Annotated in this window: 25 protein-coding genes; 13 read left to right on the top strand and 12 right to left on the bottom strand. The window is 73.7% G+C overall.

Annotated features, from left to right (window positions below; genetic code table 11):
* Positions 1-242 precede the first annotated feature (242 nt).
* The 4 genes from VE614_RS05420 to VE614_RS05405 all read left to right on the top strand — a co-directional run bounded on the left by VE614_RS05420 (position 243) and on the right by VE614_RS05405 (position 5,484).
* Positions 243-413, top strand: coding sequence for a hypothetical protein (locus tag VE614_RS05420; RefSeq protein ID WP_324932834.1), 171 nt, complete (start codon positions 243-245; stop codon positions 411-413).
* On the top strand, positions 410-1,099 hold the full coding sequence (locus VE614_RS05415) for a hemerythrin domain-containing protein (RefSeq protein ID WP_324932831.1): 690 nt from the start codon (positions 410-412) through the stop codon (positions 1,097-1,099). Before VE614_RS05420 ends, VE614_RS05415 begins: the two co-directional genes overlap by 4 nt.
* A 192-nt stretch (positions 1,100-1,291) precedes the next feature.
* Positions 1,292-3,073 (top strand): N-acetylglutaminylglutamine amidotransferase, encoded by a 1,782-nt coding sequence (locus VE614_RS05410; RefSeq protein ID WP_324932828.1) that lies wholly within the window; start codon positions 1,292-1,294, stop codon positions 3,071-3,073.
* 50 nt (positions 3,074-3,123) lie between these two features.
* Positions 3,124-5,484, top strand: coding sequence for a S9 family peptidase (locus tag VE614_RS05405; RefSeq protein ID WP_414719519.1), 2,361 nt, complete (start codon positions 3,124-3,126; stop codon positions 5,482-5,484).
* Positions 5,485-5,518: 34 nt separating this feature from the next.
* On the opposite strand, the gene VE614_RS05400 is transcribed toward VE614_RS05405, so the two are convergent.
* Entirely contained in the window at positions 5,519-5,788 is a 270-nt protein-coding gene (locus tag VE614_RS05400) for a hypothetical protein (protein ID WP_324932825.1), read from the bottom strand.
* 104 nt (positions 5,789-5,892) lie between these two features.
* Between VE614_RS05400 and VE614_RS05395 the strand changes: the two genes are divergently transcribed.
* Positions 5,893-6,141, top strand: a complete 249-nt coding sequence (locus VE614_RS05395; RefSeq protein WP_324932821.1) for a hypothetical protein — start codon at positions 5,893-5,895, stop codon at positions 6,139-6,141.
* Between the two features lie 20 nt (positions 6,142-6,161).
* On the opposite strand, the gene VE614_RS05390 is transcribed toward VE614_RS05395, so the two are convergent.
* On the bottom strand, positions 6,162-7,256 hold the full coding sequence (locus VE614_RS05390) for a glutamate--cysteine ligase (protein WP_324932817.1): 1,095 nt from the start codon (positions 7,254-7,256) through the stop codon (positions 6,162-6,164).
* A gap of 258 nt (positions 7,257-7,514) precedes the next feature.
* Between VE614_RS05390 and VE614_RS05385 the strand changes: the two genes are divergently transcribed.
* Positions 7,515-7,904 (top strand): hypothetical protein, encoded by a 390-nt coding sequence (locus VE614_RS05385; protein WP_324932813.1) that lies wholly within the window; start codon positions 7,515-7,517, stop codon positions 7,902-7,904.
* A gap of 101 nt (positions 7,905-8,005) precedes the next feature.
* Here the strand turns inward: VE614_RS05385 and VE614_RS05380 are convergent, their stop codons facing one another.
* Genes VE614_RS05380 through VE614_RS05370 form a run of 3 tightly spaced genes read right to left on the bottom strand, consistent with a single transcriptional unit; the run spans position 8,006 to position 11,521 of the window.
* Positions 8,006-9,565: an NAD(P)/FAD-dependent oxidoreductase gene (locus VE614_RS05380; protein ID WP_324932810.1), complete on the bottom strand. Its 1,560-nt coding sequence runs from the start codon at positions 9,563-9,565 to the stop codon at positions 8,006-8,008.
* Positions 9,562-10,293: a class I SAM-dependent methyltransferase gene (locus VE614_RS05375; protein WP_324932807.1), complete on the bottom strand. Its 732-nt coding sequence runs from the start codon at positions 10,291-10,293 to the stop codon at positions 9,562-9,564. Before VE614_RS05375 ends, VE614_RS05380 begins: the two co-directional genes overlap by 4 nt.
* A 40-nt stretch (positions 10,294-10,333) precedes the next feature.
* Positions 10,334-11,521: a lycopene cyclase family protein gene (locus VE614_RS05370; RefSeq protein ID WP_324932804.1), complete on the bottom strand. Its 1,188-nt coding sequence runs from the start codon at positions 11,519-11,521 to the stop codon at positions 10,334-10,336.
* 255 nt (positions 11,522-11,776) lie between these two features.
* Between VE614_RS05370 and VE614_RS05365 the strand changes: the two genes are divergently transcribed.
* The 6 genes from VE614_RS05365 to VE614_RS05340 all read left to right on the top strand — a co-directional run bounded on the left by VE614_RS05365 (position 11,777) and on the right by VE614_RS05340 (position 17,482).
* Entirely contained in the window at positions 11,777-13,189 is a 1,413-nt protein-coding gene (locus VE614_RS05365) for a polyprenyl synthetase family protein (protein WP_324932800.1), read from the top strand.
* Positions 13,186-14,736, top strand: a complete 1,551-nt coding sequence (locus VE614_RS05360) for a phytoene desaturase (protein WP_324932796.1) — start codon at positions 13,186-13,188, stop codon at positions 14,734-14,736. The genes VE614_RS05365 and VE614_RS05360 overlap by 4 nt, the downstream gene beginning before the upstream one ends.
* Positions 14,733-15,782, top strand: a complete 1,050-nt coding sequence (locus VE614_RS05355) for a phytoene/squalene synthase family protein (RefSeq protein ID WP_324932793.1) — start codon at positions 14,733-14,735, stop codon at positions 15,780-15,782. The genes VE614_RS05360 and VE614_RS05355 overlap by 4 nt, the downstream gene beginning before the upstream one ends.
* Positions 15,779-16,792 carry a DUF5914 domain-containing protein gene (locus VE614_RS05350; RefSeq protein ID WP_324932790.1) on the top strand — a complete coding sequence of 338 codons (1,014 nt, stop codon included), beginning with the start codon at positions 15,779-15,781 and terminating at the stop codon, positions 16,790-16,792. The genes VE614_RS05355 and VE614_RS05350 overlap by 4 nt, the downstream gene beginning before the upstream one ends.
* A 97-nt stretch (positions 16,793-16,889) precedes the next feature.
* Positions 16,890-17,126, top strand: coding sequence for a DUF2945 domain-containing protein (locus VE614_RS05345; RefSeq protein WP_324932787.1), 237 nt, complete (start codon positions 16,890-16,892; stop codon positions 17,124-17,126).
* A gap of 8 nt (positions 17,127-17,134) precedes the next feature.
* Complete coding sequence (locus tag VE614_RS05340; protein ID WP_324932785.1) at positions 17,135-17,482, top strand: DUF3140 domain-containing protein; 348 nt, start codon at positions 17,135-17,137, stop codon at positions 17,480-17,482.
* A gap of 88 nt (positions 17,483-17,570) precedes the next feature.
* On the opposite strand, the gene VE614_RS05335 is transcribed toward VE614_RS05340, so the two are convergent.
* On the bottom strand, positions 17,571-18,014 hold the full coding sequence (locus tag VE614_RS05335; RefSeq protein ID WP_324932782.1) for a cupin domain-containing protein: 444 nt from the start codon (positions 18,012-18,014) through the stop codon (positions 17,571-17,573).
* A gap of 489 nt (positions 18,015-18,503) precedes the next feature.
* Here VE614_RS05335 and VE614_RS05330 point away from each other — a divergent pair, with 489 nt between their 5' ends.
* Complete coding sequence (locus tag VE614_RS05330) at positions 18,504-19,607, top strand: AI-2E family transporter (protein ID WP_324932780.1); 1,104 nt, start codon at positions 18,504-18,506, stop codon at positions 19,605-19,607.
* A gap of 73 nt (positions 19,608-19,680) precedes the next feature.
* Here VE614_RS05330 and VE614_RS05325 read toward each other — a convergent pair whose 3' ends face one another.
* The 6 genes from VE614_RS05325 to VE614_RS05300 all read right to left on the bottom strand — a co-directional run bounded on the left by VE614_RS05325 (position 19,681) and on the right by VE614_RS05300 (position 24,478).
* Positions 19,681-20,250 (bottom strand): DUF6328 family protein, encoded by a 570-nt coding sequence (locus VE614_RS05325; protein WP_324932777.1) that lies wholly within the window; start codon positions 20,248-20,250, stop codon positions 19,681-19,683.
* A 75-nt stretch (positions 20,251-20,325) separates the two neighbouring features.
* Positions 20,326-21,114: an endo alpha-1,4 polygalactosaminidase gene (locus tag VE614_RS05320; protein WP_324932774.1), complete on the bottom strand. Its 789-nt coding sequence runs from the start codon at positions 21,112-21,114 to the stop codon at positions 20,326-20,328.
* A complete protein-coding gene (locus VE614_RS05315) occupies positions 21,111-21,773 on the bottom strand; it encodes a spherulation-specific family 4 protein (RefSeq protein ID WP_324932771.1) in 663 nt (220 codons plus the stop codon). Before VE614_RS05315 ends, VE614_RS05320 begins: the two co-directional genes overlap by 4 nt.
* A complete protein-coding gene (locus VE614_RS05310) occupies positions 21,770-22,693 on the bottom strand; it encodes an NAD(P)-dependent oxidoreductase (protein ID WP_324932768.1) in 924 nt (307 codons plus the stop codon). The genes VE614_RS05315 and VE614_RS05310 overlap by 4 nt, the downstream gene beginning before the upstream one ends.
* 7 nt (positions 22,694-22,700) lie before the next feature.
* Positions 22,701-23,414, bottom strand: a complete 714-nt coding sequence (locus VE614_RS05305) for a nucleotidyltransferase family protein (RefSeq protein WP_324932765.1) — start codon at positions 23,412-23,414, stop codon at positions 22,701-22,703.
* 62 nt (positions 23,415-23,476) lie between these two features.
* Complete coding sequence (locus tag VE614_RS05300; RefSeq protein ID WP_324932761.1) at positions 23,477-24,478, bottom strand: GDP-mannose 4,6-dehydratase; 1,002 nt, start codon at positions 24,476-24,478, stop codon at positions 23,477-23,479.
* Between the last annotated feature and the right edge of the window lie 49 nt (positions 24,479-24,527).

Genomic DNA, 24,527 nt, shown 5'->3' with positions numbered 1-24,527 from the left:
CAGCCCCGGCGGCCGTGTGCTCGCGAGCATCACCGCCGGAGTCATGGCCTGGGAGCGGCGCCTGTGGAATCTCGACGCGGGCAGATCGCCCGGCACACCTGCCGGACCAGCGCGGCCACCACTGGCCCCGGCTGCTGACCGACGCCCCCCGGACACCGGGTGTGCCTGGTGAGCCGCACTCATGGCCCGGCTCCGGTGTGGGTACTCGCGGACCTGCAAGCGACCGAGGTGAGGAGTCCGAGATGTCCGAGCCGAACGACCAGGACATGACCCACCCGCTGGAGCAGGTGACCGGTGAACGCGATGTGCCGCCGGAGGAGGACAGCGGCCGGACCGGGGACGAGGAGACGGCGGCCGGCGCGGAGGACACCGACGCGGCGGATGAGAGCCTGCCGCCGGAGGACGCGCCGTGACGCAGTCCGTCGCCGAGCAGAGTGCTGCCGACCTGGGAGGCAAGGGCAGCATTCTGCTGCGGCAGCGCCGGGACCACGCCGCACTCGACGAGCTGATGAACGCCTGGCTGGCGGCCGACGCGGCCGACCCGCGTCGCGAGCGGTTGTGGCAGGACATCGGCCGGCTGGTCTTCAGTCACGCCTTCGCCGAGGAGACCGTGCTGTGGCCGGTGCTGCGGCGGGTGTCGCCGGCGGGTGAGGAGCTGACCGCCCAGGTCGAGGAGGAGCACCAGGCCATCAACGACCTGCTGGCCCGGGTCGAGAAGGCGGATCGGGACGATCCCCGGCGCGACGCGTGGATCGAGGAGGCCTTCGTCCTCATCCGCGAGGACATCCGCGACGAGGAGGACGTGCTGCTGCCGCGGCTGCGTGAGGCACTGGGGGACCGGCGGCTGCGGCGCCTCGGCGCGGCCTGGGAGGCCGTACGCCGTACCGCCCCGACCCATCCGCACCCGGCCGTGCCGCGCCGTCCTCCCGGGAACGCGGTGCTGGGTGTGCCGCTGAGCGGATTCGACCGCCTGCGCGACCTCGCACCGGCGCGCGGCCCGTCGTCGCCTCGCGCGGGCCGGCTCGCCGCGGTGCTGATCGCCGCCGGGGGCGTCGTCCTCGCTTGGAAAGCTCTGCGGCGAACCGCCGCTCACCTGTGATTCCCGTGCGTCACGCAAGCGACGGATGCTTATTCGATGGTCATCAGGGAACTCCGATGGGACGGTTCCGTAGCCGTGAGTTCGTGAGGAGAAACTGCACATGTCGACCAGCCCGACCCAGGTTCCGACCGGCAGCTCCGTGCCCCCGCCGTGGGCGCGGAGCGCCGACACGCACCGGGGAGGTGGTGCGTGATGTGCGGCCTGAGCGGGGAAATACGCTTCGACGGTGAGCGGCCCGACCTCGCGGCCGTACAGCGCATGAGCGACCGGCTCGCCGCCCGCGGCCCCGACGGTGAGGGAATCTGGTCGCGAGGGCCCGTGGCGCTGGCCCACCGGCGACTGAAGATCATCGACCTCTCCGACCTCGGCGCCCAGCCGATGACCGACGCGAAGGGCGAGGTCACCGGTGTCTTCAACGGATGCATCTACAACTACCGGGAGCTGAGCGAGGAGCTGCGGCGCCTCGGCCACCGCTTCGAGTCGACCTCCGACACCGAGGTCATCCTGAACGCGTACCGGCAGTGGGGGACCGCCTGCGTCGACCACTTCTACGGCATGTTCGCGTTCGCGATCTTCGAGCACCGGACCGGCCGTCTGATCCTGGGGCGTGACCGGCTGGGCATCAAGCCGCTCTACCTGGCCGAGACCCCGGGACGCCTGCGGTTCGCCTCGTCGCTCCCGGCGCTGCTCGCGGGCGGGGACGTCGACACGTCCCTGGACCCGGTGGCCGTTCACCAGTACCTCAGCTGGCATGCGACCGTGGCGGCACCCCGGACCGTGCTCAACGGTGTGCGCAAGCTGCCTCCGGCCACCGTACGCGTGGTGGAGCCGGACGGCAGCCACCAGGATCACCGCTACTGGCAGCCGTCGTACACCCGTCGCCCCGAGTACGCCGGCATGAGCCCGAGCGAGTGGCGGGACGCGGTGCTCGACGCGCTGCGCACCGCCGTACGCCGCCGCATGGTCGCCGATGTGCCCGTGGGTGTCCTGCTCTCCGGAGGCCTGGACTCCAGCCTGATCGTGGCGCTGCTGGCCGACGAGGGACAGCGGGACCTGGCGACGTTCAGCGTGGGCTTCGAGTCGGAAGGCGGCGCCGAGGGAGACGAGTTCCGGTACTCCGATCTCATCGCCAAGGAGTTCGCGACCGATCACCACCAGCTGATGGTGCCCTCCGAGCGGCTGCCCACGGCGCTCGACGGAGCGATCGCGGCGATGAGCGAGCCGATGATCAGCCATGACGTCGTCGCCTTCCACCTGCTGTCCGAACAGGTGGCCAAGGAGGTGAAGGTCGTCCAGAGCGGGCAGGGAGCCGACGAGGTCTTCGCCGGCTACCACTGGTACCCGACGCTGGCCGAGGCCTCCCGCGCCGGAGCGGCCGACAGGTACGCCGAGACGTACTTCGACCGCTCCCACGCCGACCTCGCCCGGGTGCTGCAACCGGACATGCTCCCGCCGGACGACGTCGCCACCCGCTTCGTCCGGGAGCACATGGCGGTGCCGGGCGCCGAGACCGCGCTCGACGCCGCCCTGCGCCTCGACACCCATGTCATGCTCGTGGACGATCCCGTCAAGCGGGTCGACAACATGACCATGGACTGGGGGCTGGAAGCCCGCGTACCCTTCCTGGACCATGAACTGGTGGAGCTTGCCGCGGCTTGCCCGCCGGAACTGAAACTGGCCGACGACGGCAAAGGCGTCCTGAAGGACGCGGGCCGCAAACTGCTGCCCCACGAGGTGGTCGACCGGCCCAAGGGGTACTTCCCGGTCCCGGCGATCACCCATATGGCCGGGCCCGTCCTGGAGCGGGTCCGGGAGGCACTCCAGGCCCCGGAGGCGAGGCGGCGCGGGCTCTTCCAGGACTCGTACCTCGCCGAACTCCTGGCGGCCCCCGACGAGCACCGCACCCGGCGCGGGGCGAACGCCCTGTGGCAGGTGGCCCTGTTGGAGATATGGCTTCAGACGCACGGAATATGACCGACTCGCGCGTGGCAACCGGCATGGATGACGTGACCGGCACGGATGACGTGACGGACACGCAAGACGTGACCGGCGCGGATGGCCTGAGCGGCACAGACGGCGTGCCCGGCGGGGTCGGCACCGGCGCGGCGGACTCCGAGCGACGCGAGCGCGCGGCGTTCGTGGCGTTGCGCGGCCCGAACGTGGCGGTGCCGGACGCGGACGGCGGCCGGGGCCTCACCCACGCCGCCCCCGCGCTGGTCCCGCTCACCGACGCCTCCGGCCCGCGTGACGCCACGACACGGCTCACCGCCCACGGCTGCTGGTACCCGTCGGCCGACCCCACCGGGACACGGGTGGCCTTCATCTGCGACCGCGGGGGCGTACCCCAGCTGTGGACGGGGCCCGTGGACGGCGGTGAGGTGCGGCTGCTCGACGCCGGACCGGACCCCGTGCGCGAGGTGTCCTGGTCACCGGACGGCCGCTGGATCGCCTACACCACGGCCCCCGGCGGCGGTGAGCACTCACGCGTGCTGTGCGTACGCCCCGACGGCACCGGCCGCCGCATCCTCGCCGGAGCCGAGCCCGGCACCACGGCCTACCTCGGCTGCTGGGCGCACGACGGGTCGGCCGTCGCGGTGACCGTGGCCGTCCCGACGGGCCTGCCCCTCGCCCCGGTGGCCGAGGCCCTGGCCGAAACCGGCGAGACCGGCGGGTCCGGCGGCCGCCTGCCGGCCGGCTGGTCGGGCCATGAGGGAGAGGCCGTGCTCCTCGGCCCCAGCCCGCTCACCGCCACGGAGCCCAGGACGACACTGCCCGGCGGCACCGCGGCGACCGCCGACCCGCACCGCCGTCACGTCACCGTGCTGCTCACCGATCTGCACCCCGGGGGAGCGGCCCCGGCGTCCGTGGCCGAACGGCTCGGCCGGCTCGCCCCGAGCGCCGGATTCGGCGACGGACTGTCGGCCTACCTGATCGACCCCGACGGTGCGGCCGCCCCTGTCCTCCTGGCCGCCGAGAAGGACGCCGCGACGCTGCGCGTGTGCGACCTGAGCCGCGACGGCGGCCTGGCACTGCTGCGCCGCGGCCCGCGCGGACGACGTGAGGCCGTGGTGGTCCGCACCACGGACCTCGCCACGACCTGCGTGGTGCCGGTCGCCGACGGTGATCCGTGGATCGGCAGGTTCTCGTCCCGGGCGGACACCGTCTGGCTGCGCAGCGACGCCGACCGCGAGTTCGCGGCCCTGCTCGCCGCCCGGCTCGACGACGAGGGCCGTCCGCAGAGCTGGTCCGTCGTGGCGGAGCGAGAGGGCAGCGACCTGGAGCTGCTGGCCTTCGGCCACGACGGCCGCAGGGCGGTGCTGGCCTGGAACGTCCGGGGCGCGAGCGACCTGGAGGTCACCGCGCTGCCGTCCGTGACGACCGCGGGCACCACGGGGCGCACCGGCAGCGGCACGGGCCTGTCCCGGCCCGTGCCGCTGCCGCACGAAGTGGTCACCCGTGTCGTGCAGGCCGGCCCGGCGGGGCTGCTGCTGGCGCTGTCCGGCTCACAGCGCCGCCCCGGCGTGTGGTGGCTCCCCGAGGGCGTGGAGCCGGTGCGCACGCCATGGTCCTCGCGGGACGAGGACGCCGTGCCGCCGGGTCGCCCGCCCGTACGACCGGTGCAGATGCGGTTGACCGCGCGGGACGGGCTGCCGCTGAACGGCTGGTACTACCGGGCACCGGGCCGCGGCCCCGGCGAACCGGCACCCTGCGTGCTCCATCTGCACGGGGGCCCCGAGGAGCAGGAACGCCCCGTCTTCAACCCGCTGTACCACGAGATCCTCGGTCGAGGGCTCGACATCTTCGCACCCGACGTGCGTGGCTCCTCGGGCCACGGACGGTCGTTCGTGGACGCCGACCTGGGCAGGGGCCGGTTCGCCGCGCTGGACGACGTCGCCGACTGCGCCGCGCACGCCGTACTGGCCGGACCGGCGGACCCCGCGCGGCTCGCCGTGATGGGCCGCTCGTACGGTGGCTATCTCACGTTCGCCTCCCTCGTCTGGCACCCCGAACTGTTCCGCACCGGGGTGGCGGTCTGCGGCATGTCCGACTTCGCCACGTTCTTCGAGGGCACCGAACCGTGGATCGCGCAGTCGGCGGCACACAAGTACGGACATCCCGAGCGGGACGGCGAGCTGCTGCGCTCACTGTCGCCCATGACGCGTATCGACGCCCTGCGCGTCCCGGTGCTCGCCGTCCACGGCGAGCACGACACCAATGTTCCGCCGAAGGAGTCCGAACAGTTCGTGAGGGCGGCGCGCGAACGCGGCCAGGACGCCGAGTTGCTCACGCTGCGCAACGAGGGCCATGACTTCCTGCGTGCCGACAACCGGCGACTGTTCCGCCGTGCCGCCGCCGACTGGCTGCAGCGGCACCTCGTCGACTGACCGGGCGAGCGGGGCGGACGCGGAACTCCGGGCCTCACTCGGGGCCCGCGGGGAGGTAGTAGGTCTGCCTGAGGAACGCGGCCATGTCCTGCAGCGCTTGCGTGTACCCGGCTCGGTAGCGCGCGTCCACGTCGGTGCGGCGGCTCTCGGCCTCCGCCCACGCGTCCAGCTGGAGGGCGATCCGCAGATGGTTGCGGTACAGGGCGCCATGACCGCCGTCCAGGGCGGCGCGCGCACGCCGCTCGTCCCAGTCCTCCAGACCGCCGGTGTCGAAGGCGAGCAGCTCGTCGTCCGGCTGCGGCACGGGTTCCCTCCTCGATCAGCTGATTCCGGTGAGCGGTTCACCTCGTCGTGGACGGGCACCCGCCGTAGCACCCGGGAAACAGCCCCACGACCGGAGGCCGAAGGATGATCGACGAAACCCATGTCAGGCGACTTCATGATGCCGGGAGCGAGGATGCCGCGCTCGTCCTGCTGGAAGGCAGGGCGCAAGTGGTCGACACCCCCTCCTCGGGTCCGGAAGAGGGCTCAGAAGGAGCCCTGCTCGTGATCACCAAGCGGGACCTGGTGGACCGTCTGGGTACGGCGCCGACCGACCGCGACGTGCGCGACCTGGCCCAGGTCCTCACCGACATGGTCGGCAAACTGGGCGCGTGACGCGGCGGGGCCACGGTCCGTCACGGCATCACCGTGGCCTCGGTGAGCATGTCGATCACGGCGTGGGGGCCGCCGTCGGCCAGTGTCTGGCGCTGCCGGTCCGCCCCCGTGCCGTGCTGCATCAGGCGGTGGACCAGTGCGGTGACCTCCCGGGTGTCACCGGCCTCCTCGAGCGCCGGAGAGATGCGTTCCAGGAGCTGGTACACCACGTCACCGGCGCGACAGCGCCGGCCCTCGGGATCGATCAGCTCACCGCTCAGCCCGTGGCGGGCGGCCTGCCACATCGCGGCCTTCAGCAGCTCGGGGTCCGGGTCCGGCGCCGGGCGCCCGGCGCCCGCGTCCCGCATGGCCGTCTCCACGAGGGCACGTACGAGCCCGGCGAACAACACGGCGTCGTCGGTGCGCGGCTGGACGTCCAGACAGCGCACCTCGACGGTGGGATAGCGCTCGCACAGCCGGGCCTGCCAGTACAGCTGGCCGCTGTCGGCGATCACGCCCGTGGAGACAAGCCGCCGCATCCGCAGGTCGTAGTCGGCGTCGTCGGCGAAGTGCGGCGGGATGCCACTGACGGGCCACCGGTCGAAGACGATGGTGCGCCAGCTGGCGAAACCGGTGTCGTGCCCGTCCCACAACGGAGAGTTCGCGCCCATGGCGGTCAGTGTGGGCAGCCATGGCCGCAACCGGTTCAGCACCTCCACGCCGGTACGACGGCTGGGCACCGCGACGTGCACGTGCATGCCGTTGACCATCTGCTCCGCCACCAGCTGGGGCGCCTGCCGCAGCATCGCCCGGTACCGGGCCTTGTCCGTGACCGCTACGGCCGTGTCCTGCGCCATCGGGGCGGTGCCGCTGGCCATGATGCGACAGCCGTACGTCTCCGCCGCCAGGGCCACGGCGTGCCGCAGGCGCAGCAGGTGCCCGCCGACCTCCTCCAGCGAGCCGCAGACCGGGGTGGCCACCTCCACCTGGGCCTGCAGCAGCTCCAGCTGGATCTCGTCCGCCGCGACGAACGGTTCGAGACCGGCCGCGGCCCGTACCTTCTCGCCGTACGGGCTGAGTCTTCCCGTGGCCACTTCGACGAGCAGATACTCCTCTTCCACACCGACGGTTGTCATGTGCAGCCAGCCTTCCCTACCCGCCGGGCACCGCTCCGGCAACGAGGCGGTGCGATCCTCCGTTCCGGGTCCGCTACGCACGGTGCCCGGGAGTCGCCCCCGCCGTCCTGAGGGGTGCCAGACAAGTGCCGTGCTACCGCCGTTCCAAACGTGCGGCGATCAACGCGCCGGGATGCGGATGGAAACGTTCACTCGGGGGCACTCGCCGAGCGGTGAGGGGAACTCGCCCCTGGGTTCAGTATGTGCGAGGGAGGCGCTGTGCGTGCAAGGAATGTCCTGGAACCCGCCGTCGGCGTGACGCTCGCGCACGGTGCCTTCAACATCGTGGGCGGGCTGTGGCCGCTCGTGCATCTGCGCAGCTTCGAGTGGGTCTTCGGACCCAAGTCCGATGAGTGGCTGCAGATGACGACAGGGGGACTGCTGGTGTCCGCGGGCGTCGCGCAGCTCGCGGCGGCGTCGGCCCCGCAGGGCCCGGCCCAGGCGCGCCGTATCGGTCTGGGCACCGCCCTGACCCTGCTGGCCGTCGATCTCGTCTACGTGCCCAAGGGCCGGATCCGCCCCACCTATCTTCTCGACGCCGCGATGCAGACGGGCTGGATCACGGCCTGGCTGCGCACGGCACGCCCGGGGCGCTCCGCGACAGCGTGAGTGTGCGGACCCGACTTCGACAGGGAGACCCGGCTTGAGCGGCACCGAGGAGCGTTCCGCTGTCCTCGTCGAGGCGCTCTTGCGTTTCCCGGCCCGCCAGCTCATCCCCCCGCCCACCCGGCCAGCCTCCGCAGCACCGCGACGCGTCCGCGGTCCGGCACCGTCCACAGCGTCCGGCCCCGCACGCCCCACCGCTCCAGCAGCGCGTCGGCGGCCAGGAACCCGGTCGTCGCCGCGCGTTCCATCAGGGCCACGGGCAGGTCGGTGCGGACCAGGTCGCCGGCCACCACCAGTCCGGGATCGGGGGTGCGGACGGTCGGCCGGTCGGTGAATCCGCCCACCGGGAACAGCGGACAGTCGTCGTGCCACACGTGGCGGGCGTCGACGATCGAGGCCGCGCGCGTCTCCGGGTAGACCCGGCGCAGCTGGTCGATCAGGAGCTTCTCCTCGACCTCCCGGATCGCCTCCGGCCGTACCGCGTACGCGTGCAGCTCCACGACGGAACCGCCGGTGCGCGCGGCCCAGCGGGCCGCCTCGTCCTCCCAGCGTTCCAGCACACTGATGTTGTCCAGGGTGCCGAACCCGCTGGTGCCCAGGAAGCCCGGCCGGTCGGGGGCGACCGGCCGGTCCAGCCACAGCCGGCTGACCAGGAAGGGCGGGGCGGTGCGCAGCCGCCCGATCCGCTCGCGCCACGGGGCGTCCCCCAGCCGCTCGGAGCGGGCGACGAGGCAACGCAGCCCCGAGGCGTCCAGAGCCAGCACGAGGGTGTCGTGGCGCCGTTCCTCCCGGTCCGTGGCGACCTCGTAGCCGCCGTCCGGCCGGGGGGTGATCCGTTCGACGGCCGTGCCGGTGCGCACCTCGGCGCCGTGCTCTGCCAGGTACGCGGCCAGCGGGTCCCACAGCGCGGCCGGGAAGGGGGAGCGGGGCACGTCGAACAGCAGTCCCTCGGCGGACCCGAGGAAGTAGATGTGGAACATCAGCGCCATCTCCGCCGCGGACAGGTGCCGGGGATCGGCGAAGAAGCTCCGGGAGAACACCTCGAACGCGAGGTGACGGGCGCTCGGAGGGAAGCGCACAGCGTCCAGGAAGTCGTGCGCGCTGGTGCCGTCGAGGCGGTCGTACACCTCTGGAACGCGGACGTCGAGCAGCGGCAGCGCCGCGACCGGGTCCATGGCGCGCAGGTCCCGCAGACGGAACGAGGGGCTGAGCGCGACGAAGCCGAGCGCGCTCCACGGAGGGGTGCGCGGGACGCGCCGGAAGCTGTCGCGCAGCCCGCTGCCGTGCACCAGCGGATAGTCCGGCAGCGCGGTGAGCCGCTCCAGCCCCGGGTCCGTACGGCGCAGCAGCCCCCGCAGGTTGTAGTACTGGCGGAAGAAGGCGTGGAAGCCACGGCTCATGGTCACCGTGCTGCCGTCCCGCAGCCGGGTCGGCCATCCGCCGACCCGTCCCCCGAGATACGGCTGCCGCTCGTACAGCGTGACGGTCACCCCGCGTTCGGCCAGCGCGGTCGCGGCGGCCAGCCCCGCGATACCGCCGCCGACGACGGCGGCCGTGGGACGGAAGCCGCCGACCCGCCGGGTTCCCGGCCGGGCGGGCAGCACGCGGACCCGGCGGTCCCGGCCCCGGCGGGCGCCGCCCGGGCGGGCGGGCAGGCCGTTCATCGCGCCTCCTCCGGGCCGCTGTCCGCCCGGCGGGCGACGAATGTGTGGGCGATGCCCGTCTGCCAGCCCGGCAGGGGCAGGGCCCGCACCCGGTCGAAGCCGGCCGCGCGCAGGCGGTCCGCGAAGCGCCCGGCGGTGTCGAACTCCACGACACTGCGCCACAGATGGCGGTAGAGCGCGGCGTCCCCGAGGAAGCCCGCGACGGGCTGGACGACGCCGCGGCACACCAGCGTCCACACCGCCCGGTCCACGCGGCGCCCGCCCAGCGTGTACTCGTGCACGCCCAGCCGTCCCCCCGGCCGCAGCAGACCGCGCGCGGTGGCGAGCACCGCGTCGGGATCGGTGACGTTGCGGAAGAGGTAGGCGGCGAACACGGCGTCGAACGGCCCCCGCACCCCGGCGTGCGCCAGCCGTTCCGCGGGCGCGTGCACGAAAGTCACCCCCCGCGCCCAGGGCTTGGCGGCGGCCCGTTCCAGCATGCCGGCGGAGGCGTCCACGGCCGTGATGTCCGCGCCCGGCAGGACGGAGCGCAGGGCGGCGGTCGAGGCACCGGTGCCGCAGCCGAGGTCCAGCAGGCGCAGCCCCGCGCCGTGCCCGGGCAACCCGAGCCGGCGCACCGAGCGGCGCAGGTGCGCGTGGTAGCCGGGGTTCGCGGCCACCAGCGCGTCGTAGGTGCGGGAGGCGTGGTCGAAGGCGGCGGCGAGATCCTCGTCGCGCAGCAGGCTCATGCGGTCTCCGTGGGCGGAAGGGACGGGCGGACAGGGCGGATCAGTCGAAGGGGCGACGCGGCAGCAGGCACAGCTCCGCCGCGGACCGCAGCATCGGCCCGGCCGGGGTGCGCAGGCCGATGGAGAGGTCCTCGCGCAGCCGGGTGCGGCCGTCGAGGAAGCGCAGCAGCCGCTCCATGGGGACGCGCGCGAACAGGCGGGAGAACAGGGCCGGGCCGTCGACGCGGCCGCTGTCCAGGGCCCGCAGCAGTACGGCGTCCATGGCCCGCGACCGGGCGGAGTGCGGGACGGGCGGCACCGGCCGGCGCCCCTGGCGCAGGGCCGCGGCGACGGCCCGGGTCTGGCGCTGCACACCGGCGAAGGTGTAGCCGGTGGCGGGGCGGGTGGCGCCGCCGGCGGCACCGATGCGGAAGACCGACGCGCCGACCTGCCGCGGCATCGGCGCGTCCGTCATCGGGATCACCCCCGTCTCCGTCGCGACGATCCGCGCCTCGCCGAGCCGCAGCACCTCGTCGGCGTACTGCCGAACGGCGCACTCGTAACCGTCTGCCGTGAGCGTGCGAGGCGAGAACTCGGTGTACTCCACCAGCGCCTCGGTCGGGCCGAGCGGCAGGACGTAGCCGAAGGACAGGCCGTCGGCCGGCTGCGGGGTGCGGAAGTCCATCAGCTCCACGGCGTGGACGTCGAAGACCGGCCGGGCCGTGCGCACGAACCAGCCGTGGAAGTGCTGGAGGAGGGTGGTCCGCGCGGCCGGCAGGCTGCCGGGCGGGCGGGAGTCGAACACCCATCGGGCGCGCAGCACCTCGGTGCTGCCGTCGACGGTCCTCACCCGGACGTGCGCACCCGCCGGCACGTCCTCCACCGTCTCGGCGGTCGCCTCCAGCCGCCGTACGTTCGGACTGCGCGCCAGGTCCCGCGCGACCAGGTACTCGAAGTCGTCGGAGCGGATCATTTTGTAGCGCAGCGGGGCGATGTCCCCCTCGACCGGGGCGCCGGTGGGCGGACGCACCCGCAGCCGCCGCCATTCGGCGCGCAGCGCCGCGTCGAACCGGCCGCGGCCGGACTCCCAGAAGCACCAGGTCCGCGGCGGTGGCCGCAGCGGACCCGGCGGCGCGTCCACCAGCAGCACGGAGGGCGTCCGGGTGCCGGGCACGTGCCCGGCCAGCCGGTGGGCGAGGGACAGGCCCGCGGCGCCCGCCCCCAGGACGGCGACGTCCGTCTCCAGCACGCCGGTCTCCTCCGTTCCGCTCCGTCCGCGCGTTCCCGCATCCACCGGTCCCTTCCCGGATCCGGGCCCGGCCGGACGCGGGGACGTGGACGCGGCGGACACGCCACCCCCTCGGGCACGCGGCGCCGCCGAACGGAGGCATGGGCGGGGAGCCGCACGGCAGGAGCGGGCATGCCTGTGCCGCATCCGTAGCCGCCGCCCGGGCGGAAGGACGTGGGTGACGGAGGAACGACGAGCACGACGAGAGGAACCGGGATGCGCCCCACACAGGCGAAGGATCACCACGCGGCCCCGCCGCCGTCCGTGCCACGCCTGGTCGCCCTGCCGGGATCCCCCGTCCGGGCGCGGCCGGAGGGCACGGCACCCGGCGCCGAGGACGTCCCGTCGGCGGCCGGGACCGCCGCACGGCACCGCCTGAGCGTGCCGGGTGGCGCGTTCTCTCCGGAAATCGCACCCGCACTCGACACGGACGCCGTCGACACGGACGTGCCCGCCGCCGTCGGTCGGATGCTCGGCCACGTGCTGGCCGACCGCCTCGCCCGCGCCCGCGCGGCCGATCCCCTGTTCGCGACGGACCTGGCCGAACGGGTGGTGCGCTTCACCCGGGAGGGCGGTAAACGGACCCGGGCCCGCCTGGTCTGGTGGTCCCTGCGCGCGTGCGGCGGGTCCGGCCCGGCGTCCGCCGAGGCCGCCCTGCGGATCGCAGCGGCGCTCGAACTGCTGCAGACCTGTGCCCTCGTCCACGACGACGTCATGGACGGGGCGGTCCTGCGCCGCGGACGGCCCGCACTGCACGCGGACGTACGCGCCCAGTACGCCGGCCGAGCGGCGCCCGCCCGCGTCGACCGCCTGGGGGAGTCGGCCGCGATCCTGGCCGGCGACCTGGCGCTCGCCTGGGCCGACGACCTGGTGGCCGAGACCCCGCTGCCCACCCGGACCGCGATCGTGGTGCGCCGCCTGTGGAGCGACATGCGCACGGAGATGGTCGCCGGCCAGTACCTGGACGTCCACGGGCAGACCACGGCGGCCCGGTCCCTGCCGCGGGCGCTGCGCGCCGCCTGCCTCAAGAGCGCCCTCTACTCGGTGGAACGGCCGATCGCCCTGGGCGCCGCCCTGGCGGGCGCGGACGACACCACGCTGCGCGCCCTGTGCTCGGCCGGCCGCTGTGCCGGCGTGGCGTTCCAGCTGCGGGACGACCTGAACGACGTCTTCGGCGATCCCCCGCGCACCGGCAAGCCCGTCGGCGGGGACATCCGCGAGGGCAAGGCGACCTACGTGACCGCCCTCGCCCGGGCCCGCGCCGAGGCCACCGGGGACCACGCGGCCCTGGACGTGCTGGAACGGTCGCTGGGTGACGCCCAGCTGACCCCGGCGGGCCTCGACGAGGTGCGGGAGGTGCTGGTCGCGACGGGCGCCCTGGCCGCGGTCGAGACCAAGATCGCCCGGCTCGTCGCCCAGGGGCTGCGCCACTTCGACCGCGCCTCCCTGGAACCGGAGAGCGGACGCCGGCTGCGGAGTCTGCTGCGCTCGGCGGCCGACGGGGCACCCCGCGACGCCGCGCCCCCGCCCCGGCCCGCCCCCGGCCCGGCCGTGGCCGAGACCGTGATCGCCTCCGGCGTGGACGTGGCCGAAACGCTCATCACCGGCACGGAGGAGACCGCCCGATGACGCGCACCCTTCCCGGACGCACGGACCACGTCGTCGTGGTCGGGGCCGGACTCGCCGGACTGTCGGCCGCCCTGCACCTGCTCGGCGCCGGACGCCGCGTCACCCTGGTCGAACGCGACGCACAGCCCGGCGGCCGGGCCGGTCGCCGCGCCCTCGGCGGCTACCGGATCGACACCGGCCCCACCGTGCTGACCATGCCCGACCTCGCGGACGAGGCCTTCGCGGCGGTCGGCGACAGCCTGCGCCGACGCGTCGACCTGATTCCCCTCCACCCGGCCTACCGGGCCCGCTTCGCCGACGGCAGCAGTCTCGACGTGCACACCGACGCGGACGCGATGGCCGAAGAGGTCGAGCGTTTCGCCGGGCCCGCCGAGGCGATGGGCTACCGGCGGCTGCGCGACTGGCTGGCCAGGCTCCACCGGGCCCAGATGCGCCGCTTCATCGACGCCGACTTCGACTCCCCGCTGGACCTGCTCACCCCCGACCTCGCCCGGCTGGCCGCACTCGGCGGCTTCGGCCGCCTCGATGCCCGGATCGGCCGCTTCCTCAAGGACGAACGGCTGCGCCGGGTGTTCACCTTCCAGGCCCTGTACGCGGGTGTCCCACCGGCCCGGGCCCTCGCCGCGTACGCCGTCATCGCCTACATGGACACCGTCGCCGGCGTGTACTTCCCGCGAGGCGGCATGCACGCCCTGCCGCGGGCCATGGCGGACGCCGCCGGCGACGCGGGCGCCGAGCTGCGCTTCGGCCGGCGGGTCACCCGGCTGGAACGGTCCGCAGGCCGTGTCACGGCCGTCGTCACCGATCAGGACCGCATCCCGTGCGACGCGGTCGTCCTCACCCCCGACCTGCCCGTCGCCTACCGGCTGCTCGGCCACCGGCCCCGCAGGCCGCTGCCGCTGCGGCACTCGCCGTCCGCGGTCGTGCTGCACGCGGGAACCGACCGCACCTGGGACCATCTCGCCCACCACACCCTGTCGTTCGGGGCGGCCTGGCACTCCACCTTCGACGAACTCACCCGCACCGGCCGGCTGATGAGCGACCCTTCCCTGCTCATCACCCGGCCCACCGCCACCGACCCCTCGCTCGCACCCCCCGGCCACCACCTGCACTACATCCTCGCCCCCTGCCCCAACACCGACATCGGACCCGGCGCCGCGGCCTGGACCGACCTGGGCCCGCGCTACCGGGACACACTGCTGAGGGAGCTGGAACGGCGCGGTCTCGACGGCATCGGGGCCGCCATCCAGGAGGAGTGCCTGGTCACCCCCGCCGACTGGCAGGCCCAGGGACACGCCGCGGGAACGCCCTTCTCGGCGGCCCACACCTTCGCCCAGACGGGCCCCTTCCGGCCGCGCAACCTGGTCCGGGGCACCGAGAACGCCGTACTCGCCGGCTGCGGCACCACCCCCGGCGTCGGCGTCCCGACCGTGCTGCTGTCGGGGAAGCTGGCCGCCGCGCGGATCACCGGCGGTCGCGTCCCTGCCCGCACCCCCGGCGCGGTGCCGGCCCTGAAGTCGCCCGCCGTGAAGGAGACCTCCGCATGACCGACCGGGAACTCGACGCGGCCGGGATCGACGACCCGGCGCTGCGCGCGGCGTACCGCCACTGCCGCGCCCTCAACGCCCAGCACGGCAGGACGTACTTCCTCGCCACGCGGCTGCTGCCGATCGAGCGCAGGCCCGCCGTGCACGCCCTGTACGGCTTCGCCCGCTGGGCCGACGACATCGTCGACTGCCCGGCCCCCGGCGACGGCGCCGCACGCCCCGGCACGGCACTCGCCGAACTGCGGGAGAACCTCGAACGAGGGCTGCGGCAGGAACACAGCGAGGAACCCGTGGTGCGGGCCGTCGCCGACACCGCGCGCCGCTACGCCATCGAGCACACGCACTTCCACGACTTCATGACCGCGATGTGCTCCGACCTGGTGGTGACCGACTACCCGACCTACGCGGACCTGCGCCGCTACACGCACGGCTCGGCGGCGGTCATCGGTCTGCAGATGCTGCCGGTCCTCGGCACGGTGGTACCGCGCGCGCAGGCCGCACCGCACGCGGCCGCCCTGGGCGTGGCCTTCCAGCTGACCAACTTCCTGCGGGACGTGGGCGAGGACCTCGACCGCGGTCGTGTGTACCTCCCCGCCGACCTGCTCGCCGGACACGGTGTCGACCGGGAACTGCTGCGCTGGAGCAGGGACACGGGCCGCCGGGACCGCCGCGTCACCGCCGCGCTCAGAGAGTTCGAGGCGCTGACCCGCGGCGTCTACCGCGAGGCGGCACCGGGGATCGCCATGCTGGACCCGGTCTCGCGGCCCTGCATCCGCACCGCGTACGTGCTCTACGGCGGCATCCTCGACGCCGTGGCCCGCGACGGCTACGCCGTGCTGCACCGCCGCGCCGTGGTGCCCCGCCGCCGGCGGGCGGCGGTCGCCGCCGACGGGCTCGCCCGCGTCGTCGCGGCCCGGCTCCGCCACCGCGGCGCCTCCCGCCACCCCGGGCCCGGGGCGCCGGCCGCCGGGCCGGCCACCGCACCCGATGCCTCCACCGCCGGGGCCGCCGGCGTCCGCCCCACCGTGCCCGAGGAGGTCGCGTGACCCCCGCGCCGTCCGCTCGACGAGGCCGTCTGCCCCTCTCCCTGCGCCGGCGCGCCGTCCCCTGGGAGCGCCAGCGAACCACCTGGCGGGAGGCGAAACCCGCGCTGATCGCCCAGGCGCTGAAACGCGCCCAGGCCCGCCCGTCCGGCAACTGGTACGTCGTCGGCGCGTCCCACGCCCTGCGCGGTGACCGCCCGCTGGCACGGACCGTGGCGGGGCAGGAGATCGTCGTCTGGCGCGGTGCCGACGGCCGGCCGCACGCCGGGCCAGGGAGCTGCCCGCACCTCGGCGCCCCGCTCGCCGACAGCCCGGTGCGCTGCGGCACCCTCGTCTGCCACTGGCACGGCCTCGCCCTGGACGGCGGCCCCTTCGCCGGCTGGGAGCCGCTGCCCGTCCACGACGACGGCGTCCTGGTGTGGGTGCGGCTCGACGCGGCCGGCGGGGAACCGCCGCTGGACGCGCCCCTCGTGCCGCGCCGGCCACCGACGGCACGAGTCCTGGCGGCCGTGTACGAGGGGGCCGGTACCTGCGAGCCGGAGGACGTCATGGCCAATCGGCTGGACCCCTGGCACGGGGCCTGGTACCACCCGTACTCGTTCGTCGACCTGGCGGTGGCCGACGCGCCCGGCGGGCGCGGGGACACGGGCGACAGCTTCACCGTCGACGTGTCCTTCAAGGTGGCGGGGCGGCTCGTCGTGCCGGTCCGGGCCGTCTTCACCGCTCCCGGACCCCGCACGGTCGTCATGCGCATCACCGAAGGGGAGGGCGAGGGCTCGGTCGTCGAGACCCATGCCACGCCGCTCGGCCCGGACGAGCGGGGCCGCCCGCGCACCGTGGTGATCGAAGCGGTGGTGGCGGCCTCGGCCCGCCCCGGCTTCGCCGTCGCGCGTGCGGCGGCGCCCCTGCTGCGCCCGCTCATGCGCGGCGCGGCGGCCCGCCTGTGGCGCGACGACCTCGCCTACGCCGAACGCAGGTGGCGACTGCGCTCCACGGGCCGCTTCCCCGGATGACGCCGTCCGGCGCTTCACCGGAGGTGCGAGGCGCGGCGACAGCCCGCAAGGTGGAACAGGAATCCGGTCACGCACCGCCCGCGAGGGAGCAGCAACCATGGCGAAGGACAAGGACTCCCCGTCCGAGAAGGAACCGGCGAAGGGCGACAAGGTCGCCTGGCGCAGCCACGGCAGTGAGACCACGGGCACCGTGGAGAAGAAGATCACCAAGCGGACGAAGGCCGCCGGACGCACCGTGGCCGCCTCTCCGGACGAGCCGCAGTACGAGGTGCGCAGCGACAAGTCGGGCCGTACGGCCGTTCACAAGCCATCCGCCCTGAAGAAGAAGAAGTAGGCGCGGACATGACGACCGAGGACGAACGGCGCGACATCCTCGACTCCTTCGGGGATCTGGTCAACATGACGCCCGCACGGCTGGAGAAGTGGCTGGCCACCGAGGAGTCGCAGGCAGCCGGGCAGCACAAGGACGGCGGCGAGTCGACCGGCCACGCCTCCGGGCGCGCCATCGTCGAGATTCTCCGCAAGAAGCAGAGCGACCTCTCCGACGCCGACTACCAGCACATGCGCAAGGTGAACGGCTACATCCGCCGCCACCTCGCGCAACGGCCACCGGGGGACGTACACGACTCCCGGTGGCGTCACTCCCTGATGAACTGGGGCCACGACCCGACCACCGACGAGTCCGGCTGAGCCGCAGCATGGTCACGTACTGACATGCCGACCACTGGGTGACCCGGTCACGAGAAACGCGCGCGGCCGGGCCCGGCGGCCGCGCACTCTACTGCGCGTCCGTCCCTTCGAGCCGGTACAGCTCCGGCACGGAGACCTTGACGGGCTCCTGTGTGGTCCGGGCGATCACGACGACGGCGGGCTCGTTCGGGTCGGGGTTCTCCTCTCTGTGCGGGACGAACGGCGGGACCAGGAAGAAGTCACCAGGGCCGGCGGCCAGCCGTACCTCCTGTGCGCCGTCGTGGTAGACGAACACGGGGTGACCGCTGACCACGTAGATACCCGCCTCCGAATCACCGTGATGGTGATTGTCCGTCGCACTCAGAGGCGGGTTGACCACCATGCCCATCCAGAGCTTCCTGGAACCGACCGTGCCGCCGCTGATGGCGGCGTGGCCGTCCAGCTCGCCGGCTCGAACGTGGTGGACGCGGTTGTTCAGGGGCGCGTCGTCCCCGGAGTTCCGTTCGCTTCCGATACCTGTGTGAGTCGTCATGGTGCGGCCTCCCGGTCTTCGACGGTCTGGGCAGGAACCAGGCTGAACTCACACACGGAAGACGACAACTGCGTTTGCCGTTATGGCAATTCGCGGGGCCTCCGGAACCAGAAAGTCGGCCCTCAGGGCACGGCGGGCCGAGTGCGTGCGGGGAAGCGGCCTCGCCGGTGGTCGGTGACCCCGAGCCCTCGGGGCCACCGTGGCGGCTGTGGGAGGAGACCGACCCGGACGAGGCGGCGGCTCGCGGCCGACGTTTCCGGCACCGGAATGCGCTCCCGGACCACGACCAGGTGCGTGTCGTCCTCGCCGGGCGCCGAGCACAGTCCCGCGCGTCAGCCTGCGGCAGAGGGCACCCTGCGCGTGGACCACCACCGAATCGAGTGTCGATCCCCACCTCGGGAACGTCTCAGCCCTCATGTGCTCCCCCCACGCGCCGTGCCAGTGCCGGGGCACTCCATGCGGGACGCGGACCCCCATAGGGTTGTCCTCATGCCTGCTCCGTTGAGTTCCACGAAAACCGCCGCCGCGTTGCGCAGGTCGGCACGCGTATCCCTCGAACTGCTGCTGGTCCTCCTGGCGACCTCGGTGGCCCTGTGGCTTCTAGGGCGGATGTGGTCGGTCGTCTGGCCTCTCATAGTGGGCTTGTTCCTCACCACGCTGACCTGGCCCCTGGCTCGCTTCCTGCGTCGCAAGGGATGGCCTCCGGCCCTGGCCGCCTCGGCGGTGACCGTGGCGTTCCTGCTGGTGGTCTCGGGCATCGTGACGCTGATCGCGGTGCCGGTGGCGTCCCAGTCCGGCGAGCTGGCCGACGGCGCGGTCTCCGGCCTCCAGAGAATCCGCGAGTGGGCCGCCGGGCCGCCCCTGAACATCGCGGACGAACAGATCACCGACGGCTTCGACACGGCCGTGGCCCGCGCCCAGGCCAGCATCGACGGCGTGCTCACCGCCGTGGTCTCCGGGGTGAGCACCGTGGTCAACGGCCTGGTGACCGCGGTCCTGGCGCTCTTCCTGATGTTCTTCTTCCTCAAGGACGGGCCCCGGTTCCTGCCCTGGCTGTCCCGTCAGCTTCCGGGCCGGCTGGCCACGGACGTCCCGGTCGTCGCCGAGCGCAGCTGGGAGACGCTCGGCGCGTTCGTGCGCTCGCAGGCGTTCGTCGGCCTGCTCGACGCCGTGCTCATCGGGATCGGCCTGTGGATACTCAAGGTCCCGCTGGTGCTTCCGCTCGCGGTGCTGACCTTCGTGTCGGCGTTCGTGCCGATCGTGGGCGCCCTCTTCGCCGGTCTGGTCGCCGTCCTCATCGCCCTGGTCTCGAACGGTCTGACGGACGCGCTGATCGTGCTGGCGATCATCGTCGTGGTGCAGCAGCTCGAAGGCAACGTCTTCCAGCCCATGATCCAGAGCCGCGGGCTCGGGCTGCACGCGGCGGTGGTCCTCCTGGCGGTCACCCTGGGCGGCAGCCTGGCCGGCATCGTGGGCAGCCTCCTCGCGGTACCGGCGGCCGCGCTGATCGCGGTGGTGTGGAACTACGTGCGCGAGCAGCTGCGGGAACCGGAGACCGACGAGTTCCGCTCCGGGGCGGCTGTTCCTTCGTAGTCCCGGGGACGGCCGGGCGGACGCCGAGGTCCGGGGCGGGGGCGGCACATGGCCGTCTCGCGCCCCCGGACCGTTACGCGTCGTCCGTGCGGGGGCGCCGAGCGGCGCGGCGGCGCAGCCGCAGCGGCAGCGCGTACCAGCACAGACCGAACCACAGCATGATCCCGCCGACGAGCAGCTCGGCGAGGACGCCGGGCACCACGAAACGCAGGATCAGCAGGAGCGTGCAGCCGATGGTCAGCGCGAGGAGGACCATGCCGCACATCATCATGCGGCCGGCGGCCTCCACCACCTCGTCCTTCATACGCTGGCCGGACAGGAAGCGGTGCAGGGAGACGGGCGCTATGAGCGAGGCCGTGGCCGCCGCGCCGAGCATCACAGTAGTGACGTAGATGACGCGGTCCAGCAGCTCCAACTCCCGGAAGACCGGGGTGAAGGCCACACTGAGCAGGAATCCGAAGAGGATCTGCACGCCCGTCTGGGTGACCCGCGTCTCCTGCAGGATCTCGTTCCAGCGGCGGTTGACCCGCTCACGCGGTGTCTCCGTGTCCTCGGCTCCGGATCTCGCGTCATGGCTGTGGTGGTGTGCGCAACAGGCGGTGTTCTCGCCCGCCGGCTCGGCCCGCTGCTCCGTCATGGTCATGGTGTCCTCCGTATCCCAGGCAGTCCGTTTGCCCCGTCCGAACTGCCCGTATGCGGGCGGCGGGCGGCGAGCGCGTCAGCACGGTCTACGCCAGGTCCCCAGTTCCGGCTTCTTGAGCATCGACGACAGACGCAGCTCGCGGGCCACCGGGCAGAACCGGGCCGCGGGTTGCGCGTACTCGACGTGGAAGACCGCCTTGCCCGCCGCGGTGAACGGCCGTAGGCGCGCGCACTCGGCGTACTGCGCGCACTCCTCGTTGACCGCGAAGTCGAAGTCGTGCAGCAGACGGGGGATCTGCGCCAGGTCGTTCTTCAGCCCGACGGCCAGGCCGCGTTCGTGGGCGATGTCCGCGATCACGCGGTTGTACCGGAGCTGGTCCCGCGCCGTGAGCGGGAAACCCGTGTCGTGGGCGTAGCCCTCCACCAGATCCGGTTCCACCGCGTCGAAGCCCTTGTCCCGGCACATGTCGAACCGGCGCTCCATCAAGGGCCGCAGGACCGACACCTGCCGGATGTCCAGCCAGCGCTCGCCGCGCCAGCCGTTGGGCCGGCCCAGCACGGAACGGGGGAAGGCGTCGCGGTCCGGGCGGAAGTCCTCCCAGGCGCCGACGTTGACGTAGCAGATCACCTTGCGGCCGTCCCGGTGCAGGCGGGCGACGTCGGCGGCGGTGTTCTCGAATCCGTCGATGTCGTAGACCGGCACGTCCACGGACGGGTCGACCGGGCCGTCGAGCTGCCACTGCCAGTCCAGTCCCGGACGCGGCTGCCACACGGGGTCCTCGGCGCGGTCGCCGCCGCCCGAGCAGCCGGCCAGGGTGGCGAGGAAGGCCAGCGTCACGGCGAACAGCGGCAGCGGCCGGCTCATCGCTCCCCCTCGGTCAGCGCGGGCGTCAGCCCGCGCCAGGGGTTGGGCGGTTCGCCCGTGACCGGCCCGCACACCGCCGCGCCCCGCTCGCGCGCGGTGCGCACGGCGAGCGGCACCAGCGGCCGGGGGACGCCGTGGACGAGATGGCAGAAGCGCCGCGGCGGCTGCCGTGTGGTCCACGCCGGGCGGCTGAAGGCGGAGACGTACGTGGACCAGGGACCCTCGAAGGTGACGACGAGGTCGGCCAGCCGTGCGTAGCCGGGAGCGGGGTGGACGCCCGGGTTGAGGACGACCGGGGAGGCACCGAGGCGGCGCAGCCCGCGCACCAGGCGGCGGCAGGACGGCAACCCGTGCGGGCTCGCGGTCACCTGGTCCAGGAAGCAGCCGTCCGTGCCGTACCACTCCTGGTGCCGGCGCAGATCGGCGACGATCCGCGCCGGATCGCGTGCGCCGTAGTCGGTGTCGATGTAACCGAGCAGCCGGGCCCCCGCCCGGCGCAGCGCCGCCGCCGCCGCGGCGAACGCCGGGTCGGCGGCCCGGCCGGGCCCGTCGGCGGGGTTGAGGACGACGGCGTAGGTGTCCGCCGCGTGGGTGACGAGACGGTGCCAGGCCGCCGGGTCCTCGGCCGGGTGGACGTAGAGCGGGACCAGCAGGCTCACCGTGCCGTCACCTCTTCGGGGCCTCTGGACGGGGCGGTCGCGGCGGACCACAGGGCGGCCAGGGAGTCGTCGAGGGAGTGGGCCGGGCGCCAGCCGAGCGCGGCGCCCGCCGCGGTGATGTCCGAGCACTGCCACGACACCTGCGCGGAGCGCGCGGAGCCGTCGCCCGCCTCGGCGATACGGCCCCGGAAGCCCGCCACCCGGGCCAGCGCCCGGACGAGGTCGCGCACCGGGACCGCCTCTCCGCCCCCGATGTTGAGGACCGGCGGCAGCGGGCCCGGGGCGGTGACCGCCGAGCGCGCCGCCCGGGCCACGTCGCGCACGTCGACGAAGTCCCGGTGCGCCGACAGGTCACCGAGCCTGAGCACCGCGTCCGGGTCGTGCCCGGCGTCGGCGAGCAGGCCGGCGACCCGGCCGGGCAGCCCGCTCGCCGGGGCGCCAGGGCCGACCGGGTTCCCCACCCGCAGCACCACAGCGTCCAGCCCGGACGCGGTCACCGCCACCGTGCCGGCCAGCTTGGTCGCGCCGTAGGGGCCGGCCGGGCAGGTCGCCGCGGACTCCGCGACCGGCCGGCCGGGCGTGCCGGGGCCGTACTCGGCGGCCGAGCCCAGATGGACCAGGCGGGCTTCGGGGGCCGCCTCCCGCAACGCCGCGCACAGCGCGGCGGGGCCGCGGGCGTTGGCCTCCGCCAGCGTCACGGCGTCGCCGCCGGTCGCGCCCGCGCAGTTGACGACGGCGTCGGGCGCGGCCGACGCCAGTGCCGTCACCAGGTCCCGCGGACGGCCGGAGCCGAGGTCGACGAGGACGTCGGCGCCCAGGGAACGGCCGCCGACGAGGACCCGCGTGCCCGGCAGGTCACGCAATCCCTCGGCGATGTGGCCGCCGAGGTAACCGGTGGCACCGAGAACCAGGATGCGCATGGGTGGATCAGGCTCCCTTGAGCAGCAGTGACTTGCGGCTGGTGAACTCGGCGTTGGCCCGGTCGTAGTCGTCGGGGCGGCCGATGTCCAGCCAGTAGCCGTCGAACTCGTAGGCGTGCGGCGGCCGCTCGGCGGCGAGCAGGTCCAGCACCAGCTCGTCGAAGCCCAGCGGCAGCCCGGGCGTGTAACCGTCGAGAGTGGTCCGCGAGACGCCGTAGACGCCCATGGACACGCGGTAGTCGATGACGGGCTTCTCGGTGAAGGCGACGACCCGGCTCGCGTCCGTGGTCAGCACCCCGAAGTCGATGTGCACCTTGCGGGCGTAGGTGGCGATCGTCAGGGGTGCGCCGGAGCCCTCGTGACGGCGCAGGACGTCGGCGTAGTCCAGGTCGGTGAGCACGTCGCCGTTCATCACCAGGAAGTGCTCCGGCAGCCGTTCGCGCAGGGTGAGCAGCGGGCCCATGGTGCCCAGCGGGCTCTCCTCGGTGGCGTAGTCGATGCTCATGCCCCACTGCGCGCCGTCGCCGACGTACGCGCGGATGATCTGGCCGAGGTGGCCGATGGCGATGGTGCAGCGGCTGAAGCCGGACGTGGACAGCTGGCGCAGCACGATGTCCAGGATGGCGTGCTGGTCACCGATGGGGACCAGCGGCTTGGGCAGCGCGGTGGTGTACGGCCGCAGCCGCACGCCCTTTCCTCCGGCCAGGATCACTGCGTGCATGACATACCTCCTGCGGGTACGTGCCGGGTAACGTGCCGGGCGGGCCGGTGTTGCCGAGCGGGTCAGATGTTGTAGATGCCGGTCTTGTAGCGGGCCAGGTTGGCCGGATCGCCGAACCACTCCACGGTCCGCTCGAGCCCCTCCTGAAGCGGGCGGCGGGGCCGCCAGCCGGTCGCCGCGGTCAGCCGTGACGCGTCGCAGACCAGCCGCATCACCTCGGAGTCGGCGGGCCGCAGGCGCGCGGGGTCCTGGCGGACGTCGAGAGGGACGTCCATGACCTTGCCGATCAGGGCGACCAGGTCGCCGACGGAGATCTCCCCGCCGGTCCCGGCGTTGAAGGTGCGGCCCACGACCCGTTCCGCCGGCGCGGTGCCCACCGCGAGGAACGCCCGCGCCGTGTCCTCGACGAAGGTGAAGTCGCGGGTGGGGCGCAGATCGCCGAGGGTGAGGGTGCGCTGCCCGGCCGCCACCTGCCCGATGACGGTGGGGATCACCGCGCGCATCGACTGGCGCGGCCCGAAGGTGTTGAACGGCCGCAGCGTCACCACCGGTGTGCCGAAGCTGGCGTGGTAGCTGTCGGCGAGCCGGTCGCCCCCGGCCTTCGACGCGGCGTACGGCGACTGGGTGTTGATGGGGTGGTCCTCGGTGATGGGGACCGTTTGCGCGGTGCCGTACGTCTCGCTGGTGGAGGTGTGCACCAGGCGCGGCGTGCCCAGCGCGCGCACCGCCTCCAGCACGTTCAGGGTGCCGGTGACGTTGGTGTCCACATAGCTGTGCGGGGCCTGGTAGGAGTACGGGATCGCGATGAGCGCGGCCAGGTGGTAGGCGCAGTCGGCGCCCTCCAGCAGGCCGCGCACCGAGCCGGGGTCGCGGACGTCGCCGAGGACGATCTCCACCTGGCCGAGGACGTCGGCGGACAGGGTCTCCAGCCAGCCGTACGAGGAGAACGAGTTGTACTGGGCCATCGCCCTGACACGGTGCCCGGAGGCGACCAGCGCCTGGGTGAGGTGCGAGCCGATGAAACCTTCGGCTCCGGTGACGGCGGCGAGCGGGGTGGCGGTCAACTGAGGGATTCCTTTCGTCGGGGGACGGCGGGGCGCCCGGGTGTGGCGC

Origin of the sequence: Streptomyces sp. (assembly GCF_035645055.1) — a bacterium.
Taxonomy (GTDB): Bacteria; Actinomycetota; Actinomycetes; order Streptomycetales; family Streptomycetaceae; genus Streptomyces.
The sequence above is the reverse complement of the archived record's forward strand: the minus strand, read 5'-3'. Positions and strand labels throughout refer to the sequence as shown.